At 63.0% G+C, this 22,777-nt stretch carries 6 protein-coding genes (1 of these 6 only partly in view); 4 read left to right on the forward strand and 2 right to left on the reverse strand.

The window, feature by feature from the left end; genetic code table 11:
* Both AB4O01_RS07775 and AB4O01_RS07780 read right to left on the reverse strand, forming a co-directional pair.
* Window positions 1-12,132 carry the 5' portion of an amino acid adenylation domain-containing protein gene (locus tag AB4O01_RS07775; RefSeq protein WP_460091209.1) on the reverse strand. 885 nt of this gene lie to the left of the window's left edge, so the window shows 12,132 of its 13,017 coding nt (coding positions 1-12,132); its start codon is at window positions 12,130-12,132; its stop codon lies beyond the left edge, outside the window.
* A gap of 258 nt (window positions 12,133-12,390) precedes the next feature.
* Window positions 12,391-18,801 carry an amino acid adenylation domain-containing protein gene (locus AB4O01_RS07780; protein ID WP_460091211.1) on the reverse strand — a complete coding sequence of 2,137 codons (6,411 nt, stop codon included), beginning with the start codon at window positions 18,799-18,801 and terminating at the stop codon, window positions 12,391-12,393.
* A 486-nt stretch (window positions 18,802-19,287) separates the two neighbouring features.
* Between AB4O01_RS07780 and AB4O01_RS07785 the strand changes: the two genes are divergently transcribed.
* From AB4O01_RS07785 to AB4O01_RS07800, 4 genes are all read left to right on the forward strand, one after another.
* Window positions 19,288-20,082 carry a helix-turn-helix transcriptional regulator gene (locus AB4O01_RS07785; protein WP_095047888.1) on the forward strand — a complete coding sequence of 265 codons (795 nt, stop codon included), beginning with the start codon at window positions 19,288-19,290 and terminating at the stop codon, window positions 20,080-20,082.
* A gap of 33 nt (window positions 20,083-20,115) precedes the next feature.
* Window positions 20,116-21,510, forward strand: coding sequence for an efflux transporter outer membrane subunit (locus AB4O01_RS07790; RefSeq protein WP_460091213.1), 1,395 nt, complete (start codon window positions 20,116-20,118; stop codon window positions 21,508-21,510).
* Window positions 21,511-21,666: 156 nt separating this feature from the next.
* Window positions 21,667-22,272: an SCO family protein gene (locus AB4O01_RS07795; RefSeq protein WP_007915980.1), complete on the forward strand. Its 606-nt coding sequence runs from the start codon at window positions 21,667-21,669 to the stop codon at window positions 22,270-22,272.
* Window positions 22,272-22,751: a copper chaperone PCu(A)C gene (locus AB4O01_RS07800; protein ID WP_460091216.1), complete on the forward strand. Its 480-nt coding sequence runs from the start codon at window positions 22,272-22,274 to the stop codon at window positions 22,749-22,751. Before AB4O01_RS07795 ends, AB4O01_RS07800 begins: the two co-directional genes overlap by 1 nt.
* The last annotated feature ends 26 nt before the right edge of the window (window positions 22,752-22,777 follow it).

The raw sequence follows: 22,777 nt of genomic DNA on the forward strand, positions 1-22,777 counted from the left end.
CAGGTTATGCAACGCGCTGCCCGGCAATTGCAGTTTGAAACGCCGCACCACACGGCCCGGCAACGCCTCGCCGCTGCACATTACCTGCCGCACGCTGTCGCAGCGTGTGGTGTCGCTGTTGGCGAGGAACACATCGAGCATCGACGGCACAAAGTGCAGCGTGGTGATGTGTTCGCGCTCGATCACTTCGCTCAGGTACTGCGGATCCTTGTGCCCGCCGGGCTGCGCCATGACCAGGCGCGCGCCGGTCATCAGCGGCCAGAAGAACTCCCATACCGAGACGTCAAAACTGAATGGGGTTTTCTGCAACACCGAATCGGCAGCGGTCAGGCGATAGGCGTCCTGCATCCACAGCAAGCGGTTGACCACCCCGGCATGTTCGTTGACCACGCCTTTCGGTTGGCCGGTGGAGCCGGAGGTGTAGATCACGTAGGCGCTGTGCTGTGGTGTCAACGTCGGGATTTGCGGATTTTCGGCGGACAAGGAGTGCCAGCTGTTCTGGTCAAGATCGACCACTGCCGCCGTGATATCTCCCAGCAACTCGCTGGTAGCCCCGTGCACCAGCACCACGGCCGGCGCGCTGTCCTCGAGCATGTAGGCCAGACGCTCCGGCGGATAGGCCGGATCGAGCGGCACATAACCAGCACCGGCCTTGTTGATTGCCAGCAGGCCGATGACCATTTCCAGGCTGCGTTCGACGCAGATCGCCACCCGCGAATCCACTTGCACGCCGAGACTGAGCAAGTGCCCGGCCAGGCGGTTGGCGCGTTCGTTCAACTGCGTGTAGCTCAATGCCTGTTCGCCGGCAACGACGGCCACAGCCTGCGGCGTACGCTGCACCTGCGCTTCGAACAAGCCGTGCAGCGTCTGCTGCAAATCGTAATCGACGTCCGTGGCATTGAGGCCGAACAGCAACGCCTGCCGCTCCTCGTCCGGTAACACCGTCAGGCGATTCAACGCTTGCTGCGGTGTGTGCTCCAAGGCTTCAATCAGCGCAGTCAGCGCGTTCTCCATGTACTGGCCGAGGCGTGCCGCACCGATGCGCGAAGGGGTCATCACCGTCAGTTCAAAACCGCTGCCCAGATCGTCGACGTTCAGGGTCAACGGGTAGTTGGTGCGCTCCTCGCCGGCCAGGGATTGGATGCCCTGCCAGGCATCACGCTTGGTAGTTTGCTGAGCTTCGCTGTCGCTATGGCGGTAATTGAGCATCGCGCTGAACAGTGGTGACGGCGCCGCGACACCGCTGCAACGCTGGGCCAATGCCAGCGAAGCATGTTCGTGAGCCAACAGCGCACTGAGCCGCGCATGGGTCGCCTTGACCCCGGCGCGCACGGCGGTTTCGTCGACATCCACGCGCAATGGCAAGGTGTTGATGAACATGCCCAGCCCGCGATCTGCGCCCGCGCCGCCCTGCATGCGGCCCAGCAGCACCGTGCCGAAGACAACGCGCTCCTGGGCCGACGTTGCCGCCAGCACCTGCGCCCAGGCGAGATGAAACAGACTGGCGACGCTGACGCCGAGCAAGCGCGCCTGGCTGCGCAGCCGCTGCGCTACCACGGCGGGCAGCGGCTGGCAGACTTCCTCGATGTCATTCCCGTCGCCATGCACATCCTGCAAACCGAACGGCAGTGTCGGTTCGTCGATGTCACCGAGCATCTCGCGGAAGAACGCTTCGTGCTCTTGTTCGCTGACGCCGAGGCGGGTCTGCGCGACATAATTGCGGTATGGCACGGCGGACACAGGCAGTCGCTCATCACCGTGCAAAATCGCCTGCATTTCTGCGCTGACCACCGCCAGCGCGGTGTGGTCCATGGCGATGTGATGGAACAACAGCATGGCGACGACACGCTGATTGTCCGGATCGAGGGCATACACCAAACGCAGCAACGGTGCCTGATCAAGTTCCAGACGCCAGTGCCGCGCATCGAAGCGTGCACGTAGTTGATCGATGGCTTCGCCCTGCGCGGCTTCAAGCGCCACCGCTTGGACCGGCAACTGCGCACGGCGCCAGACCACTTGCACCGGCGCCGCCAAGCCTTGCCAGACAATCGATGTGCGCAGGATATCGTGGCGCGTCATGACCTGACGCAACGCCGCCGCGAACCCTTGAAACCGTTCAATGCTGTCGAACGCCAGACACGATTGCAGCAGGTACGGATCGCCCTGAGCCGCACTGAGGTGGTGATACAGAATCCCTTCCTGCAACGGTGCCAGCGGGTAAATGTCCTGCACGTTGGCCGCGCCGCCCGGCACCGTGGCGACGATGCGCTCGATACTGGCCTGATCCAGTTGCACCAGCGGCAGCATGTCCGCAGTGATGTGCGTGCAATTGGCAGGAATCAGATTGTCCGGCACGGCGACCTCGCGGCCACTGCCCACCGCCGCCGCCAGCGCAGCCAGGGTCGGTTGGCTGAACAGCACGCGCACGTCGGTGCTCAGATCGACCTGACGCATACGTTCGATCAGCGTCACCGCCAGTAATGAATGCCCGCCCAGTTCGAAGAAGTTGTCGTGACGGCCAATCTGTTCGACCTTGAGGACGTCCGACCAGATCTGCGCCAAGGCGATTTCCACCGAACCTTGTGGCGCGGCATATTCGCGGCTCAGCCACGCCGTTTGATCCGGTTCTGGCAACGCCTTGCGGTCGAGTTTGCCGTTGGCGGTCAGCGGCAGTGCTGGCAGGCGCACGTAAGCGGCAGGCACCAGGGTTTGCGGCAACTGCGCTTGCAAATGACTGCGCAAATCTTCGATCTCGACGTTCAGGCGTTCGGTAAACCAGGCCAGCAACTGGCCGTCGCGCACCAACACCACGCAATCCTGCACAGCCTCGTGAGCGCTCAACGCCGCTTCGATTTCGCCCAATTCGATGCGCACGCCGCGCAGTTTGACCTGATCATCGTTGCGCCCCAGGTATTCGACGTTGCCGTCAGCCAGCCAGCGTGCGAGGTCGCCGGTGCGGTACATGCGCGCCTGCGGTTCATCGCTGAACGGATCGTCGAGGAAGCGTTCGGCAGTCAGCTCGGGGCGATGCAGATAACCGCGCGCCACGCCGGCACCGCCGACATACAACTCGCCAGCGACGCCAACTGGTACGGGGCGCTGCTGGTCATCGAGCAGGTAAATCTTCGCGTTGGCCATCGGCCGACCGATGTGCAGCACCTGCCCGGCCTCGACCGCGCCGCAGGTGGCAACCACCGTAGCTTCGGTCGGGCCGTAGTTGTTGATCACCGCGAACGTCTGCTGACGCGGGAACTGGCGCAATTTGTCGCCACCGATCAGCAGCGTGCGCAAGGTCGGGTGGCCGAGGTCACGACTGAAGGCGTATTCGGCGACAGGCGTGGGCAGGAAACTCACCTGCAACGGCTGCGCGCGCCACCACGCCAGCAATTCGTCGAGGTGCTCGTTGCTCACCGATTGCGGTGGCAGATGCACGGTCGCGCCGATGCACAGCGCTGGCCAGACCTCCCACGCCATGGCATCGAAACCAAACCCGGCGACACTCGACGTGTGACTGCCCGCGTGCAGGTCAAAGGCGCCGTTGTGCCAGTGCACGAGGTTTTCCAGCGTCGCGTGTTCGACCATCACGCCTTTCGGCTGGCCGGTGGAGCCCGAGGTGTAGATCACGTAGGCCAGATGCGCCGGGGTCAGCATCGGCACCTGCGGATTGCGGTCCGGCAGATGCGCCCAGTCAAGGTGATCGAGATCGATCACGCGCGCAGCACCGAGCAAATCACGCGTCGAGGCCTCGGCCAGAACCGCCAATGGAGCGCTGTCCTCCAGCAGGTAGGCAATGCGTTCCGCCGGGTAGGTCGGGTCGACCGGCACATAACCGGCGCCGGACTTGAGGATCGCCAGCAGCGCCACCAGCATCTGCGGGCTGCGCCGCACGCACACGGCGATGCGGTCGTCAGGCTGCACGCCAAGGCTGAGCAGATGGTGAGCCAGGCGGTTGGCGCGTTGATTGAGCTGGCCATAGGTCAACGCTTGCCCGCCCTGCACCACCGCCAGCGCATCCGCCCGTTGTGCCGCCTGAGCCTCGAACAGCGCATGAAGGGTTGCGCCACGGCGAAACGCGACGGCACTCCGATTGAAATCGACCAGCAGTCGCGCCTGCTCCGGCAGCGACAGAATCGGTAGCTGATCGAGTGGCGTCTGGGGCTGCTGCTCCAGCGCTTGCACCAGTTGCTCCAGTGCGGTGTGCATGTAACTGCAGATCCGCTGCGCACCGATCTCGGCGAGCGCCAGCACGTCCAAGGCAAAACCGTCGCCCAGATCATCCACCGACAGGGTCAGCGGATAGTTGCTGCGCTCCTCGCCACCGAGCATGCGCACGCCTTGCCAGATCCCCTGGCCGTCGCGCGGCTGTTGTGCGGCGGCGCTGTGCCGGTAGTTGAGCAAGGCGCTGAACAGCGGCGCAGAACCCGGCATGCCGCTGCAGCGTTGAGCCAGCGCCAGTGACGCGTGTTCATGAGCGAGCAGCGCCGTCAGCCGCGCGTGGGTGGTTTTCACCCCGGCGCGCACGCTTTCAGTGAGACCCACCCGCAGCGGCAGGGTGTTGATAAACACCCCCAACGTGCGGTCGGCGCCCTCACCGCCCTGCATGCGCCCCATCAACACGGTGCCGAAGACCACGTCGCGACGGCCGGAAACGACGCCCAACACTTGCGCCCAGGCCATGTGCATCAGGCTCGCCGGGCTGACGCCCAACTGCCGCGCCTGTTCACGCAGGCGCAAATTGAGAGCGGCATCGACCGCTTGCAGCGCTTCTTCGATGCCACGCCCGTCGCCCTGAACATCCTGCAGACCGAAGGGCAAAGTCGGCTCGTCGATGTCGCCGAGCATCTCGCGGAAGAACGCTTCATGTTCCTGCGCATCGGCGCCCAAGCGTGCCTGCGCCACGTAATTGCGGTAAGGCATCGGCGGCGTCAGTGTGTCGAGCTGATCGAACATCAACGCGTGCATTTCCCGGCCGATCACGTCCATGGCGGTGTGGTCGAGAATCGAGTGATGGAACAGCACGATGGCGACCACTTGCTGGTTCAACGAATCCTCGGCGTAGACCATGCGGATCAACGGAGCTTGATTGAGGTCGAGGCGGAAATGCCGGGCATCGAAACGCGCGTGCAGCTGTTCGAGAATGTCGCCGTCCTGCGCATCCAGCAGCACCTGCTGGACGACCATCTGCGCCTGCCGCCAGACTACTTGCTGCGGGCTCGGCAAGCCTTGCCAGACCACGCTGGTGCGCAGAATGTCGTGACGGGCGATGACCTGCTGCAAGTGTTCAGCGAAGCTGTGCAAACGTTCAAGGCTGTCGAAGGCCAGACGCGATTGCAGCAGGTACGGATCGCCCTGTTCGGCACTGAGGTGGTGATAAAGAATGCCTTCCTGCAACGGTGCCAGCGGATAGATATCCTGCACATTCGCTGCACCGCCCGGCACCGTCGCGACGATACGATCAATGCTGGCCCGATCCAGCGTGGTCAGGGTCAGCATGTCCGGGGTGATGTGCGTGCAATCGGCCGCAATCAGATTGGCCGGCACTGCGATTTCCCGGCCACTGCCCAAGGCTCGCGCCAGTGCGGCCAGACTCGGCTGGTTGAACAGCACGCGCACATCGGCGCTCAGACCGGCCTGACGCATGCGTTCGATCAGGCTCACCGCCAACAGCGAATGGCCGCCGAGTTCGAAGAAATTGTCGTGACGGCCGATCTGATCGATGTTGAGTACGTCGGCCCAGATCTGCGCCAGCGCCATTTCGACCGGGCCTTGTGGCGCTTCATATTCACGGCTGAGCCACGCGTCCTGATCCGGTTCGGGCAAGGCCTTGCGGTCGAGTTTGCCGTGGGCGGTCAGCGGCAGGCTGTCCAGACGCACGTACGCCGCCGGCACCAACGTGTCCGGCAAGAGTGCTTGCAGATGCTGGTGCAAATCGCCGATCTCGACAGACTCGATGGCGGTAAACCAGGCGACCAGACGGCCGTCGCGCACCAGCACCACGCATTCGCGCACCGCGGCGTGAGCGCTCAGCGCCGCTTCGATTTCGCCGGGTTCAATGCGCACGCCGCGCAGTTTGACTTGATCATCGTTACGCCCCAGGTATTCGATATTGCCGTCCGCCAGCCAGCGCGCGAGGTCGCCGGTGCGGTACATCCGCGCATGCGGTTCATCGCTGAACGGGTCGTCAAGGAATTGTGCTGAGGTCAGTTCCGGACGATTCAGATAACCGCGCGCAACCCCGGCGCCGCCGACATACAACTCGCCTTGCACACCGGTCGGCACTGGTTGTTGCTGACGGTCCAGCAAATAGACTTTGGCATTGGCAATCGGCCGGCCTATGTGCAAAACCCGCCCGGGCTCGATGCGCCCGGACGTCGCCACCACCGTGGCTTCGGTCGGGCCATAGTTATTGATCACGGCAAATGTCTGATCACGCGGGAACTGGCGCAACTTGTCGCCACCGATCAGCAACGTGCGCAGGGTCGGATGGCCCAATTCACGACTGAAGGCATATTCGGCCACCGGGGTTGGCAGAAAGCTCACCTGCAACGGCTGCGCGCGCCACCATTCGAGCAGTTCATCAAGATGTTCGTTTTTGATCGAAGACGGTGGCAGATGCACGGTCGCGCCAACGCACAACGCCGGCCAGACTTCCCAGGCCATGGCATCGAAACCGCAACCGGCGACGCTGGCGGTGTGGCTGCCAGCATGCAGATCGAAGGCTTCGGCGTGCCAGTGCACGAGGTTTTCCAGGGTGCGGTGCTCGACCATCACGCCTTTCGGCTGCCCGGTAGAACCCGAGGTGTAGATCACATAGGCCAGATTCGCCGGGGTCAGCCTCGACAGCGCTGGGTTGGTGTCAGGCAAGTGCTGCCAGTCGGTGGCGTCCAGATCGATCACGGGGACAGCGCCAAGCAGGTTACGCGTCGACGCCTGCGCCAGCACCGCGATCGGGTCGCTGTCCTGCAACAGGTAGGCGATGCGTTCAGCCGGGTAATCCGCATCGATCGGCACATAACCCGCGCCGGCCTTGAGAATCGCCAACAGCGCAACGAGCATGTCCGGGCCGCGACGCAGGCACAGCGCGACACGGTCGTCGACTTGCACGCCGAGACCAATCAGGTGATGGGCGAGACGATTGGCGCGCTGATTCAGTTCGCGGTAGCTGAACTGTTGCTCGCCCTGCACCACCGCCAGCGCCTCGGGGTGCGCCGCCACTTGCGCTGCGAACAGGCGCGGCACGGTCTGCGCCGGCGGGTATTCACGACCGCTGATGTTGAAGCCGACCAGCACGCGCTGCCGCTCACTCGGCGACACGATCGACAGTTGCTGCAACGGTGCCTGCGACGTGTACTCCAGTGCCGTGACCAGACTGTGCAACGCGGTTTGCAAGAAATCGCAGACCCGCGCGCCGTCCACCTGTGGCACAGCTTGCACGCTCACGCGGAAGCCTTCGCCGAGGTCGTCGACGCTGACCACCAACGGATAATTGCTGCGCTCGCGGGAGCTGAGAATCTGCACGCCGTCCCACGCTACAGCGGCCGACTCGGGCGCGCTGTGGCGGTAGTTGAGCAAAGTGCTGAACAGCGCCTGCGCACCGCTAACACCACTGCAACGCTGGGCCAGCGCCAGCGAGGCTTGCTCATGGCCGAGCAATTGCGCCAGACGCGCATGGGTACCCCGCACGCTGCTCTCTACCGAATCCGCCCCGACGCTGACGCGCAGCGGCAAGGTGTTGATGAACATGCCCAACGCCCGATCTGCGCCTTCGCCGCCCTGCATGCGCCCGAGCAATACCGTGCCGAACACCACGTCCTGCTGGCCGGACACCTGCGACAACACCTGAGCCCAGGCCTGATGCACCAGACTGGCCACACTGACACCGAGCCGCCGCGCCTGCTCACGCAGACGTTTACCGAGGTCGGCATCGAGTTCGGAATGACTGTCGAGAATGTTGCTGCCGTCGCCGTGCACGTCCTGCAGACCGAAGGTCACGCTCGGCTCGTCGATATCGCCAAGCATCTCGCGGAAGAACGCCTCATGGGCCTGATCATCAACGCCGAGCCGCGCCTGGGCGACAAAGTGGCGGTATTGCACCGGCGGCGGCAGATCCTCGCTGCGGCCAAGCATGACGTCATTCATTTCCGCGACCAGCACGTCCAGTGCGGTGTGGTCGAGGACGATATGGTGCATCAGGAGAATGCCGACCCAGCGCTGGTTTGGCTGATCTTCGGTGTAGACAAAACGCATCAGCGGCGCGCGATTGAGGTCCAGACGATAGTGGCGTGGATCGAAACGCGCCTGCATCTGCTCGAGCACGTCGCCGTCGAGTTCGTCGGCATCGACGCGTTCCAGCGCCAGCGGCGCCTCGCGCCAAACCACTTGCACCGCCTCTTCAAGCCCTTCCCAGACGATGCCGGTGCGCAGAATGTCGTGGCGTTGGATGACGCCGTTCAAGGCGCGAACGAAGGTTTTGATCTGCGCCAGACCGTCGAAGGCAAATTGCGCCTGCAACACATACGGATCACCGGCACTGGTTGCCAGATGATGATAGAGAATCCCTGCCTGCAAAGGCGCCAGGCCATAGATATCCTGCACATTGGCGCTGCCGCCCGGCACGCTGGCAACGACACGGTCGATCGCGGCTTGATCGAGATTGCTCAGCGGCAGCATGGCCGGGGTGATGCGCATACAACCCGGCTCGATCAGGTTGTCGGGAACGACGATGCCGCGTTCGCTGCTCAAGGTCGCCGCCAGCGCGGCCACACTCGGCTGACCGAACAGCACGCGCACATCACAGTGCAGATCCTGTTGGCGCATGCGTTCGATCAGCTTCACTGCCAGCAGCGAATGACCGCCGAGCTCGAAGAAATTGTCATGGCGGCCGACCTGCTCGACACCAAGCAATGTCTGCCAGAGACCAGCGATCAGATTCTCTACCGCTCCGACCGGCGCTTCGAAACCGCGCCGCGCGAATGCATCGCTGTCCGGTGCCGGCAAGGCTTTGCGGTCGAGCTTGCCGTTGGTGGTCAGCGGGAAGGCTTCCAGGCGCACGAAGGCGCTCGGCACCATGTAGTCAGCCAACCCCGCCAACAGCTGATCACGCAATTGCGCCACATCCGGCGCCGCACCTTCATCGGCCAGCCAGTACGCGACCAGCCGCTGATCGCCGGGGCTGTCCTCACGGGCCATCACCACGGCTTCGCGCACACCTTCGCAAGTGCTCAGCCGCGCCTCGATCTCGCCCAGTTCAATGCGAAAGCCGCGAATTTTTACTTGATCGTCATTGCGACCGAGGTATTCGAGGCTGCCATCCGCAGCCCAGCGCGCAAGGTCTCCGGTTTTATACAACCGCGCCTCGGCGTTTGCGCCAAACGGATCATTGATAAAACGCTCGGCCGTCAGCGCTTCACGATTCAGATAACCGCGCGCCACCCCGGCCCCGCCGACGTACAACTCGCCGACCACGCCGACCGGAACCGGTTCGCGCTGGGCATCGAGGACATACAGTTGCAAATCGGGAATGCGCACGCCAATCGGGCTGACGCCGAGCAACTGCGCGTCGGCGGCTTGCAGCGGCCGATAGGTCACGTGCACGGTGGTTTCGGTGATGCCGTACATGTTCACCAGCCGCGTGCCGGCATTGCCGACCCGCGCATACCACGGCTTGAGCAAGCCCGGTTCCAGCGCTTCGCCGCCGAACACCACTTCCCGCAACGAGTGTTGCAGCTGACTGCGGCCCTGCGCGGCGATCAGTTGGCGGAAGGCGCTCGGCGTCTGGTTGAGTACGGTCACGCCGGTCTGGCAGAGCAATGCATAGCAGTCGTCCGGCGAACGGCTGACGGCTTGCGGGATCAGCAGCAATTGCCCGCCGAACGCCAACGCGGCCCAGATTTCCCAGACCGAGAAGTCGAACGCGAAGGAATGGAACAACACCCCGATGTCTTGCGGGTTGAACTGGAACCAATCGTGGGTGGCGGAAAACAACCGCGCCACGTTGCGGTGCTCGACCATCACGCCTTTGGGTAAACCGGTGGAACCGGAGGTGTAGATCACGTACGCCAGATGCGCCGGGGTCAGCTCAGGGATCTGCGGATTGCTGTCGAGTTCGGCCTTGAGGTGAGCGCTGTCGAGGTCGATCTGCGGCACTTCGAGAGCGGCCACGCGCTCGCGCGTCGCCGCCTGCATCAGCACCGCTGCCGGGGCGCTGTCCTGCAAGGTGAAGCTGATTCTGTCGAGCGGATAGGCCGGATCGATCGGCACGTAACCGGCGCCGGCCTTGAGCACACCAAGCAGGCCAATGATCATCTGCGGGCCACGCTCGACGCAGATTGCCACGCGGTCGTCGGGACGTATGTTCAGAGCCAGCAGATGATGTGCAACCTGGTTGGCACGGCGGTTGAGTTCGCCGTAACTGAGGGTTTGTCCGTCGAATATCAGCGCCGTGGCCTCAGGCTGGGCCTGGGCATGGGTTTCGAATTGCTGATGAATCAACAGGGTTTCCGGGAACTGTGCCAGCGGCGAATTGACGCCGTACAGCAAGTGTTCGCGTTCGCTGGCCGGGAGGATGCGCAGCGTTTGCAGCGGCACATCGGCGCTGGTTTGCAAGGCTGCGAGCAGACTCTCCAGCGCCGTGTTCAGGTAAGCGGCCATGCGCTCGGCCCCCAACGCTGCATCCGCCAGCGCGGTGATGCGCAAGTCGGCGCCGAGGTCATCGATGTTGATGGTCAGCGGATAGTTGGTGCGCTCGCGGGCACCCAACACCTGCACACCGGGGGCAATGTCGATTACCTCCGCCACTTCCTCAACGCTGCTGTGTCGGTAGTTGAGGATCGCGCTGAACAGCGGCGTCGGCACCGCAACGGCGCTGCAGCGTTGCGCCAGGGCTAGCGAAGCCTGCTCGTGCGCCAGCAGCGCGGTCAGGCGCCGATGGGTCGCCAGCACGCCGGCGCGCACGCTTTGCTCGCCAACATCAACGCGCAGCGGCAAAGTGTTGATGAACATGCCCAACGCTTGCTCGCCGCCCTCGCCCGCGTCCATCCGCCCCAGCAGCACGGTGCCGAACACCACCGCCGTGCGCCCGGACAATTGCCCGAGCACCCGCGCCAGCGCCAGATGCGTCAGGCTCGCGACGCTGACGCCGAGCTGCCGCGCCTGCTCGCGCAACTGCCGGCTCAAGCGGCTGTCGAGCATCAGCGAGGCTTCCTCGATGGCGTGGCCATCGCCCTGCACATCCTGCAAACCACAGGGCAGCGTCGGCTCGTCGATATCCGCGAGCATGTCGCGGAAAAACGCTTCCTGTGCCTGCTCGTTACCGGCATTGCGTGCCCTGGCCAAGTGATCGCGATACGGCACAGCGGCAGGCACTTGCGCGGTCTGCCCGAGCAGACAGGCCTGAATTTCCCGGCGCAGCACATCCAGCGCCACGTGATCCATGATCATGTGATGAAACAGCAACAACGCCACCACGCGGCCCTGCGCGGGATCCTGCGCATACACCAGACGCAGCAAAGGCGCTTGCTGCATATCGAGACGGAAGTGCTGCGGGTCGTGGCGTGCGAGCAGTTGCGTGAGCACGTCGGCGCCACTGTCGACGGGGACTTCCTCACACACCAGCGGCGCCTCGCGCCAGACCACTTGCAGCGCTTCGTCGAGGTATTCCCAGACGAACGAGGTGCGCAGGATGTCGTGACGGTTTACCACCCAGCGCAGCGCGTCGGCGAAAGCGTCCAGCCGTTCCTGACTGTCGAATACGAAGCGCGCCTGCGAGATGTAAGGGTCACCGGCAGCGGCCGATAGGTGGTGATAGAGCATGCCTTCCTGCAACGCGGACAACGGATAGATGTCCTGCACGTTGGCGGCGCCACCCGGCACCGTGGCGACGATGCCGTTGAGGGCATCCTGCTGCAGATCCACCAGCGGCAGCATGTCCGGGGTGATGCGAAAGGCCGGGCTCAGCCAGTCACCGCCGTGTTCGGCGACCAGCTCCAGCAGTTGCGCCTTGTGCGCCGCGAGGCTGTCCCACAACGCGTCATCCAGCGCGTCGTCGCTGCCCAGAATGACCAGGTCTTCATCTTCCTGTTGAAGGCGGATCGCACGGGTGGAAATGGCAGCCATCAGTTCGCTGAAATGCATGAGGTAACCTGCTGTAAATACGAAAAAAAATGAGCGCGCAGCAGCGAGTCCATGCAGGCGGCGCGCAGCCTGGAAAAACTAAAACATCGGGGCGTGGGTGTCTGACATGGGAAGCGGGGACAAGCCGCCGGCGCGAGCACCGCAAGTCCCCTGTGGGAGCGAGCTTGCTCGCGAAGGCGGTATATCAGTCACCAGCAACATTGACTGAGCCAGCGCTTTCGCGAGCAAGCTCGCTCCCACAGGTTTCGTGTCCGACGATCAGAGCCGGCGTTTGCGGTTGAGGCTCGGGATGGTGGTCTGGGCGATCTCGACCTGCTTGGCCTGCCGCGAGGTCTGAGCCGCCAGCGCCGCCAGTGTCGGCCGGCTGAACAGCGTGCGCGCGTCGACATGCAGACCGGCCAGACGCATGCGCGCGACCAGACTGACCGCCAGCAACGAATGCCCGCCCAGCTCGAAGAAGTTGTCGTGCCGGCCCACCCGCTCGACCTTGAGCACCTGCGCCCAGATCTGCGCCAACGCGGTTTCCACATCGCCTGCGGGGGCCTCGTAAGGACGGCTTAGCAGCGCCTCCGCCCCCGGTTCCGGCAACGCCTTGCGGTCGATTTTGTCGTTTGGCGTCAACGGCAACGCCGCCAGCCTCACGTAGGCGCCAGGCACCATGAACTCCGGCACCTGCGCCAACACATGCGCTCGCAATGCTTCCAGCGTCGGTGCAGCCAGTTCGGCGCGCAGGGTGTAATAAGCCACCAGTCGCTCATCGCGTACCAGCACCACCGCCTCGCGGATGGCCGGGTGTTCCAGCAGGCGCGCTTCAATCTCGCCCAGCTCAAGACGCACCCCGCGCAGCTTGACCTGAAAGTCGTTACGACCGAGGAATTCGAGGTTGCCATCGGCGCCATAACGCACCAGATCACCGGTGCGATACAAGCGATCACCAGCCACAAACGGACTATCGATAAAACGTTCGGCCTGCAATTGCGGCAGTCCCAGATAGCCCCGCGCCACGCCCACTCCGCCAATGTGCAAATGCCCACTGACGCCAAACGGCACAGGCTGATCAAAGGCATCGAGGACGTACAGCCGCGTGTTGCTCAGGGCCTTGCCGATCGGCACCAGTGTCTGCGGCACCGGTTCGCCGGGTTGCAGCGTCCAGCCACTGCTGTCGACCGTGGTTTCGGTCGGCCCGTAGACGTTGTGCAGGCGCACCCACGGCAGGCGCTCGCGCACTTGCCGGGCCAGCGCAACGGTCAACTCGCCGCCACCGTTGAGCACGTCGGTCAGGCTGGTGCACTGGCTGACATCGTCCTGTTCAATGAACTGCTGCAACAAGGCCGGCACAAACTTGACCACGGTGATGTTCTGCTCACGGATCACTTGCGTGACATACGCCGAATCGCGATTGCCATCGGCTCGCGCCAGGACCAGGCGCATGCCCGAGCACAGTGGCCAGAAGATCTCCCACACCGAACTGTCGAAACTGTACGGCGCCTTTTGCAGCAACGCACCGTGTTCAGTCGGCGGCGACAACTGCGAACCCCAATGCACCATGTTGCAGGCGCTGCGGTGCTCGATCATCACGCCTTTCGGCGTGCCGGTGGAGCCGGAGGTGTAGATCATGTAAGCCAGATTCGTCGCGCCGAGACCGGGCACCTGCAGATTCTCGTGCGGTTGGTCCCGCCATACACCGAGATCGAGATCGATCAGCGGCACGCCGGATTCGCTGAGCAGGTCGCGTGTCGCCGCATGCACCAGCAGCGCAACCGGCGCGCTGTCCTGCAACATGTAGTTGAGCCGTTGCTGCGGATAATCGGGATCGAGCGGCACATAAGCACCGCCGGCCTTGAGAATGCCCAACAGACCGATCACCAGTTCCGGCCCGCGCTCGACGCAGATCGCGACCCGCGAATCCGGTTGCACGCCGAGCCCGCGCAGATGATGGGCCAGGCGGTTGGCCTGCTCGTTCAACTCGCGATAGCTCAGGCGTTGCTCGGCGAACTGCACGGCGATGGCATCCGGCTTGCGCTGCACCTGTTGTTCGAACAGCGCCTGAAGTGGCTGATCCAGCGGACAGTCGACTGCCGTATCGTTGAACTCGATCAGCAGCCGTTGCAGTTCTTCCTGCGGTAACAACGGCAGGCTATTCAGCGGCCGCTGCGGCGTGTTCTCCAGCGCTTCGACCAACACGCTCAGCGCTGACTGCACATAACTGCAAATCCGCTGCGCACCGATGCTCGACAGGGTTCGGCTGGTCAAGCGCAAGCCTGTGCCGAGGTCATCGACACTCAGGGTAAACGGATAATTGGTCCGCTCCTCGTTGGCCAGGGTCTCGATGCCCTGCCAGGTTTGCCGGGAGGTTTTTTGCCCGACATCATCGCTGTGCCGATAGTTGAGCAAGGCGCTGAACAGCGGCGCCGGCGCAGCAACGCCGCTGCAACGCTGGGCCAGCGCCAACGAAGCGTGTTCATGGGCAAGCAACGCGCTCAGGCGCGCATGGGTGGACTTCAGCGCTGCGCGCGCGCCCTCGCCGACATCGACCCGCAGCGGCAAGGTGTTGATGAACACCCCGAGCGCCCGGTCGGCACCCGCGCCACCCTGCATGCGGCCCATCAACACCGCGCCGAACACCACGCTTGGCTGGCCGGATGTCGCCGCCAACACTTGCGCCCAGGCGAGGTGGATCAGGCTGGCGATGCTCACGCCCGCCAGGCGTGCCTGCTGCTGCAGGCGCTGATACAGATCGCTGGCCAGCGCCTGCTCGGCTTCTTCGATGTTGCTGCCGTCACCCTGCACGTTCTGCAAAGCGAACGGCAAGGTCGGCTCATCGATGTCGCCGAGCATCTGCCGGAAGAACGCTTCATGCTCCTGCTCACTGACGCCCAGTCGCGTCTGCGCCACATAGTTGCGGTATGGCACCGGCGCCGCCAGGGGTTCAGCGCTCCCGGACAGGCTGGCGTGGATTTCTTCGCGCATGGCCTCCAGCGCGATGTGATCCATCGCCAAATGATGGAACAACAAGATGCCAACCACCCGATTGTGCGCGGGATCACGGGCATACATCAGGCGCAGCAGCGGCGCCTGACTGACATCGAGGCGATAACGCCGCGCGTCGAAACGCTCGTGCAACTGATCGATGATCGCGCCACGGGCAGGATCAAATTCGACCTCCTGCACCGGCAAAATCGCCTCGCGCCAAACGACCTGAACCGGCGACGTCAGCCCTTCCCAAACCACCGCCGTACGCAGGATGTCGTGCCGCGCCATGACCTGACGCAGCGCAGCGGCAAAGGCCTCGACCCGCTCGAGGCTGTCGAACGCCAGCAGCGATTGCAGCAAATACGGATCGCCCTGCGCAGCGGTGATGTGGTGATAGAGAATGCCTTCCTGCAACGGGGCCAACGGGTAGATGTCCTGCACATTGGCGGCACCGCCCGGCACTGTCGCGACGATACGTTCGATCATCGCCTGATCCAGTTGCACCAATGGCAACAGGTCCGGCGTGATGTACGTGCAATCGGGCGCAATGCGGTTAGCCGGCACCTCGACTTCGCGGCCGCTGCCCTCTGCCGCCGCTAACGCCGCCAGTGTCGGTTGATTGAACAGCACGCGAACATCGCTGCTCATGCCAATCTGGCGCATGCGTTCGATCAGGCCCACGGCCAACAAGGAGTGGCCGCCCAGCTCAAAGAAATGGTCGTGACGCCCTACCCGGTCGACCTGCAGGACCTCGGCCCAGATCTGCGCCAAGGCGATTTCGACGTCACCTTGTGGCGCCTCGTATTGACGACGGATCAACGCGTCCGGCCCCGGCGCCGGCAACGCCTGGCGATCGAGCTTGCCGTTGGCCGTCAGCGGCAAACTCGCCAATTGAATGTAGGCGGCCGGCAGCATGGCGGCTGGCAAACGCGATGTCAGGTGCGCATGCAGTTGCTGGATGTCCAGCGCTTCGCGCCCGGTGAACCATGCCAACAATTGACCGTCGCGCACCAGCACCACGGCTTCCTGCACCGCGTCATGGCTGGCGAGTGCGGCTTCGATTTCGCCCAGCTCGACACGCACCCCACGAACTTTCACCTGGTCATCGTTGCGACCGATGTACTCAAGATTGCCGTCGGCACGCCACCGCGCGAGGTCGCCGGTACGGTACATGCGCGCATCAGGCTGCGCACTGAACGGGTCGTCGAGAAAGCGTTCGGCGGTCAGGTCCGGACGGTTCAGATAACCCCGGGCCACCCCGGCGCCGCCGACATACAACTCGCCCATGATGCCGATCGGCACCGGACGCTGCTGATCATCGAGCAGATAAGTCGTGGCATTGCTGACGGGTTTGCCGATGTGCAACGCCTGCCCCGGTGTGATCAACCCCGACGTGGCGACCACCGTGGCCTCGGTCGGGCCGTAGTTGTTGACCACCGCGAACGACTGCGCGCGGTTGAACTGGCGCAGACGATCGCCGCCGATCAGCAAGGTGCGCAAGGTCGGATGATCGGCCTGTTGGCTGAAGGTGTATTCGGCAATCGGCGTCGGCAGAAAGCTGACGTCCAGCGGCTGCGCCCGCCACCAGGCGAGCAGCGCATCGATGTCTTCGCTACCTTCGCTCGCGGGCGCAAGATGCACCGTCGCCCCGGCACACAGCGCCGGCCACACCTCCCAGGCCATCGCGTCAAACCCGAAGCCGGCGAGGCTTGAGGTGTGCTGCCCGGGGCCAAGTCCAAACGCCGAACAGTGCCAGTCGACCAGATTGCCCAGCGTGCGGTGCTCGACCATCACGCCTTTGGGCAAACCGGTGGAGCCGGAGGTGTAAATCACATAGGCGAGGTGGCGAGTGTTCAACCCCGCCACGTCGGGATCGGTCAAGTTGTCGAGCGGCCACTCGCGCCGATCCAGCTCGATCACCGGCAGCGTTGTGGCGGGCAGACGATCACGCAGATCGCTTTGCGTCAGCAGCGCCACCGGCGCACTGTCGCTGAGCAGATAACTCAGGCGCTCGGGCGGATGCGCCGGATCAATCGGCACATAAGCAGCGCCAGCCTTGAGAATCGCCAGCAACCCGACCAGCGTGTCCAGGCCGCGGCGGGCAACGATTGCCACACGATCGTCAGGAAGCACGCCGAGGCCGATCAGATGGTGGGCCAACGCATTGGCTTGCCGATTCAGCTCGGCATAACTCAGGGTTCGCCCCTGATACGTCGCGACCACAGCGTCCGGCTCTTCGGCCACTCGCGATTCGAAGCGCTGATGAATCAGTCGGCCTTGCGGATAACTGACCCGGGTGTCGTTCCACTCATTGAACAGGGCCAGTTCTGCCGGGCTATTGAGGTTGAAATCGGCGATCGCCAGCGCCGGGCATTCCAGACCTTGCTGCAGAATCAGCAGCAAGCGCTCGGTCAACGCCGCGATCTCGTCAGCCGTGAAATAGGCTGGCGAGTACACCAGATGCAGCCAGGCTTTATCGGTGTAACGGTTGCTGCGCAGGTGAATGGCCAGCGGAGTCGCCTCGTGCTGATTAGAGACCTTGACCGAGTGTCCCGACGCCTCACCGTAACGGTAGTCGTGGTCGTCCTGCTCGTAGGACAGCGACAGCTCGAACAGTTGCGCACGGTCTTCACGTAACAGGCCCAACGCGCGATTCATCTCGCTCAGTGGGTAGCGTTGATGGCGGAAATCCTGCTTCAGGTCAGCGCCGATCGCCTTGATCAATCCAGCGAATGACAACGTTCGACCGAAGCCCATGCGCATTGCACTGACCTGGGTGAACAAGCCCAAGGTGCTTTTGAAGCGGGCACCGGAGCGATTGAGAATCGGCAAACCGACCACCCACTCGTCACGTTGCGCGGTACGACTGAAATACACGTGCAGCGCCGCCAGCAATACATGAAAGGCCGAACCGCCGAGGTGCCGCGCAGTGTCTTTCATGCGCTCGTGCAGCACGGCTGGAAAAGCCTCGACGTGGATGCGACTTGGCGCTGCTTCAACATCAAGGAATTCGCGATGACGGGGCGTCAACAAGGGCTCGGGCAAGCTACGGTACTTGTCCAGCCAGTAACGTTGATCGCGCTCATAGCGAGGTGACTGATGGTAGCGCGCGTCTTCTTCGATAAAGCCGACATAGGACGGTGCCGCCCTGCGCGGATGCTCGCCACGGCACAACGTGCTGTAGATCTCGCCCACCGACTTGAACAGCAGCGCGAACGCCCAGCCATCAATGATCAAGTGATGGGCCTGGGCTGCCAGCCAGTGACGATGGCGATCGAGGCGAATCAGACTGAAGCGGAACAACGCCTGCCCGCTCAACACAAAGGCCTGCGCCATCTGTGCTTCAACCAGCGTCTGGGCCGCCGACTGTGGATCGGCTTGCCCGCTGAGATCAAACAGCGGCATGGCCACCGGCAGCGCCTGCGCAAACCCTTGCAACGGCAGCCCGTCGTGACCAACGTCCGATCGCAGAACAATGCGCAAGGCATCATTCGCTGCCACCAGACACTCAAGCGCCGATTGCAGCAATGCCGGATCCAGCGGCCCGCTCAGCTCCACGTAACCGCCAATGTTGTACAGCGGCGAATCGCCGCGGCTCAGTTGGTCCAGCCAGATATCCCGTTGGGCGGCAGTCAGCGCAAATGTCTCGACAGGCACGGACACATCGTCCGCCACGTTGGCAGAAGTAGGCTGCATAAGATCCATCTCATGAAATTTTGCCGGTATTCAAGCATCGGCCCCGGCGCCGACATGACACCTGAAACCCGGACAACCACCAGGCTCGTACACCCCTGTCTGACCTTGTGGGCGTGTTTACCGTAGGCACTGTCGAAAAGTTCGGAGAGGAAATACTGAAAAGCTTGTAGGAAAAAAACCACATAGCAGCGCCGCCATTTACCCGAGCGCTGCCGATCAGAATTCCCCTTCGCCAGGTTTTCCGGGGCTTGAGCGTGACTGAACAGTCACTCTCGCCGCTACGCCGGCGTTTAACAGCGTCAGAACCCCGGCGCCAATATTCAGAAATAGTGGCACTTTGTGTCCCTGTTTTCCCCTACAGACGTAGGACAAATCCATAGGCTTAAATCCCGCTCCAGATCATGTTCAAGGAGAAATGACTGCGTGGGCGGCTTTTACAGAGACGGCAGACGATTCAGTGATGGCTCTGAACCAAGGATGAAGGATATGAATCTGACCGGCAGCATTCGTAATATGGAAAACCCACACTTCTACTGGCAACTGGGTGAGTTGATTGCCAGCACCGGCGATGATCACTTCGCCACGAACATGTTCCAGTTGGTCGACACCTTGGTGCCGGTCAACCGCGTGGATCTCAGTGAGTGGACGCTGGATGAACGTCAGGCCAGTGTGGTCGACATCAAGCCGTTGGGCAGCGCCGGTTTGACGCAGACCTGTGCAGCGCCCGATCCGCTGGAGAGCCCCGACGATCATCCGCTGCTGCAGAAGATGATCGAGATGAACGACTCGCTGCTGATTCAACTGAAAGCCTCGCTCCAGCCGCGCCATCCGCAACACAGTGCGCATCAATGCAATCTGGTTTCGCGTACGTCCAACCGCCGTTGCGTGATTTCGTTTTACCGACCGCATACCCAACGGGTGTTTTCCCTGCCGGAGCTGTCGTTTCTCAAGAGCCTGTCCGACACCCTGCTGCCGCTGATCGAACGTCACGCGCAGATCAGTCGGCAAATCCTCGCCCGGCAACCGCGCCAACCGTTGGCCGAGCTGGATCAGGCGCCGCTGGCGCAGGTGTTCGATGAGCGCCTGGCATTAAGCGACATCGCCCTGTCGGTGCGCGAGAAAGAAGTCTGCCTGGGCCTGTTGACCGGCGGCACCGTGCCGCAAATGGCGGAAAAGCTGCGGGTCAAAAACAGCTCGATCGAGACGTACCTGAAACGCGCCACGGCCAAACTCGGCGTCAGTGGCCGCCATGGCCTGGCGAAATGGATGGCCGGCGCCTGAGCACAAAGCTCTCTAAATGCATGAGGCAGTTCGATGTTGACGTTGCGACTTTCCCTGCTGTCCATCGCGGTGCTGATGGCCGGTTGTTCATTGATTCCCGAGTATCAGCGCCCCGCGTCCCCCACCGCCGCGCAGTATCCGACAGCAACGCAGCCCGCCACGAGCGCTGAGGACTGGCGCACGCTGTTCACCGATCCGGTGCTGCAACAACTGATCGAAAGCGCGCTGGTCAACAACCGCGACCTGCGCGTGGCGGCACTCAACGTCGAAGCCTTTCAGGCGCAATACCGCATTCAGCGCGCCGACCTGCTGCCGGCGGTGTCGGCCAATGCCAATGAATTGCGCCAGCGCATGCCGCCGAGCGTGACCCAAGGCAAAGCGCTGATCAATTCGACGTACTCGGTCAACCTCGGCATCAGCGCTTATGAGCTGGACTTCTTCGGTCGCGTGCGCAGCCTCAGCGAGCAAGCGCTGCAAACCTGGCTTGCGACTGAAGAAGCGCGGCGCAGCGCACAGTTGAGTCTGGTGGCCAACGTCGCCAACGCCTACCTGACCTGGCGCGCCGATCAGGAGTTGCTGGAGCTGACCCGCGACACCCTTGCTGCCGATGAACAGAGCCTGCACCTGACCACCCGCAACCGTGAGGCCGGCAAATCGTCAGCGCTGGAGCAGGCGCAGGCCAGAACCAGCGTCGACAGTTCCCGGGCCAATCTGGCGCGCTATCAGCGTCAGGTCGCCCAGGACTTGAACAGCCTGACCTTGCTGGTCGGCGCGCCGGTGCCCGAGTCGCTGCCCGCCCGTCCACTGGCCAGCGAGCTGGTGCGGCAACTGCCCGCCGGCCTGCCCTCGGATCTGCTGCAACGGCGTCCGGACATCCTTCAGGCGGAGTACAAACTGAAAGCAGCCAACGCCAATATCGGTGCGGCACGGGCGGCGTTTTTTCCCAGTGTCAGCCTGACGGCGAATGCCGGGACGTCGAGCCGCGATCTGTCCGGGCTGTTCGGCGGTGGCTCTGGCGCCTGGACCTTTCAGCCGCAGATCAGCCTGCCGATTTTCAATGCCGGCAGCCTGCGCGCCAGCCTGGATTATTCGAAATTGCAGAAAGATGTGGCGGTGGCCGAATACGAAAAATCGATTCAAACCGCATTTCAGGAAGTCGCCGACGGCCTCGCTGCGCGCAGCACTTATCAGCAGCAATTGCAGGCGCAGCGCGATCTGGTCGCGGCCACACAGACTTACTACAACCTGGCGCAAAACCGTTATCAGAATGGCGTCGACAGCAGCCTGACGTTCCTCGATGCGCAGCGTTCGCTGTTCAGTTCGCAGCAAGGCCTGATCACCGATCGCCTCGCGCAACTGGTCGCCGAGGTCAACCTTTACACCGCGCTGGGCGGGGGCTGGAGCGCCGCTGAATCAAGCGTGCAGTAAGCTGTAGTCACTTTTTCTTACACCTTTTGTCGCGCGATCCTCTGCCGTGCGGCGATCCGTGGCCGGCGCCTGCCTGCAGTTTGGTATCATGCGCCGCTTTTACGGTTAACCCCCCGCCAGTCCTGCTGACTGACGGGCTGCAAAAGGCGGTATTAGATGACGGCTTTGTTGACTCGCCGCAAGGTGCTTGCGGGAATGGGCGTACTCGGGCTCGGCCTGCTCGCCGGCTGCGACACCCGCGGCCAACTGTCGTACAAGTACGGCAAGGATCTGAGTAACAAGATCATGGGGCGCACCTTCAAACTGAAGAACACCGATGGCGAAACCATGACGCTGTCGAGCTTTCGCGGCATGATGCCGATGGTCTTCTTCGGCTTCACCCAGTGCCCGGCAGTCTGCCCGACCACCCTCGCCCGCGCGGCGAAAATCAAGAAACTGATGGGCGCCGATGGCGATCGTTTGCAGGTGATCTTCATCACCCTCGATCCCGAGCGCGATACCCCGGAAATCCTCGACGCCTACATGAAGGCCTTCGACCCGACGTTCGTTGCGCTGTACGGCACACTCGAGGAAACCGCGGCCACCGCCAAGGAATTCGACGTGTTCTACGAGAAAGTCCCGGCCGGCGACACCTATACCATCTCGCACACTGCCACCAGTTACGTTTACGACTCCAACGGCGGCTTGCGCCTGGGTCTGTCCACCTCGCTTTCGGCAGAACAATGCACGGAAGATTTGCTTACTGTTATGGAGGTTTGCTGATGCAACCTGTTCTGAACCACATCAAACGCGCTGTCATCGGTCTGTCTCTGCTGGGCCTGGCGTTCCAGGTGTCCGCGCAGACCAAAGTCGACGAAGCCTGGGTCCGTGCCACCGTGCCGACCCAGTCCGCCAGCGGCGCGTTCATGACCCTCACCGCCGACAGCGACAGCAAGTTGCTCAGCGTCGCGACGCCGGCGGCCAAAGACGTGCAGATCCACGAAATGACCATGAAGAACGACGTCATGAGCATGGGCCCGGTGAAGTTCGTCGAGCTGCCGGCCGGCAAAGCCGTCAAGCTTGATCCAAACGGCTACCACGTGATGCTGATGGGCCTGACCGGTCAGCTAAAGGAAGGCGAAACTGTGCCGCTGACCCTGACCGTGGAAAACGCCAAGGGCGAAAAAGAAACCATCGAAGTGAAGGCACCGGTTCGTGCGCTGACCAACATGGAAGGTCACGATCACAGCAAAATGCACTGATCTGACTGAGCGGCAATAAAAAAGGG

The sequence above is a fragment of the Pseudomonas sp. S2_E02 genome (genome assembly GCF_054668355.1).

What these genes read in the sequence shown, in the direction of transcription:
- AB4O01_RS07790 (WP_460091213.1), top strand. Translation starts at nt 20,116, where the DNA reads ATGTTGACGTTGCGACTTTCCCTGCTGTCCATCGCGGTGCTGATGGCC.
- AB4O01_RS07785 (WP_095047888.1), top strand. Translation starts at nt 19,288, where the DNA reads ATGAATCTGACCGGCAGCATTCGTAATATGGAAAACCCACACTTCTAC.
- AB4O01_RS07800 (WP_460091216.1), top strand. Translation starts at nt 22,272, where the DNA reads ATGCAACCTGTTCTGAACCACATCAAACGCGCTGTCATCGGTCTGTCT.
- AB4O01_RS07795 (WP_007915980.1), top strand. Translation starts at nt 21,667, where the DNA reads ATGACGGCTTTGTTGACTCGCCGCAAGGTGCTTGCGGGAATGGGCGTA.
- AB4O01_RS07780 (WP_460091211.1), bottom strand. Translation starts at nt 18,801, where the DNA reads ATGCAGCCTACTTCTGCCAACGTGGCGGACGATGTGTCCGTGCCTGTC.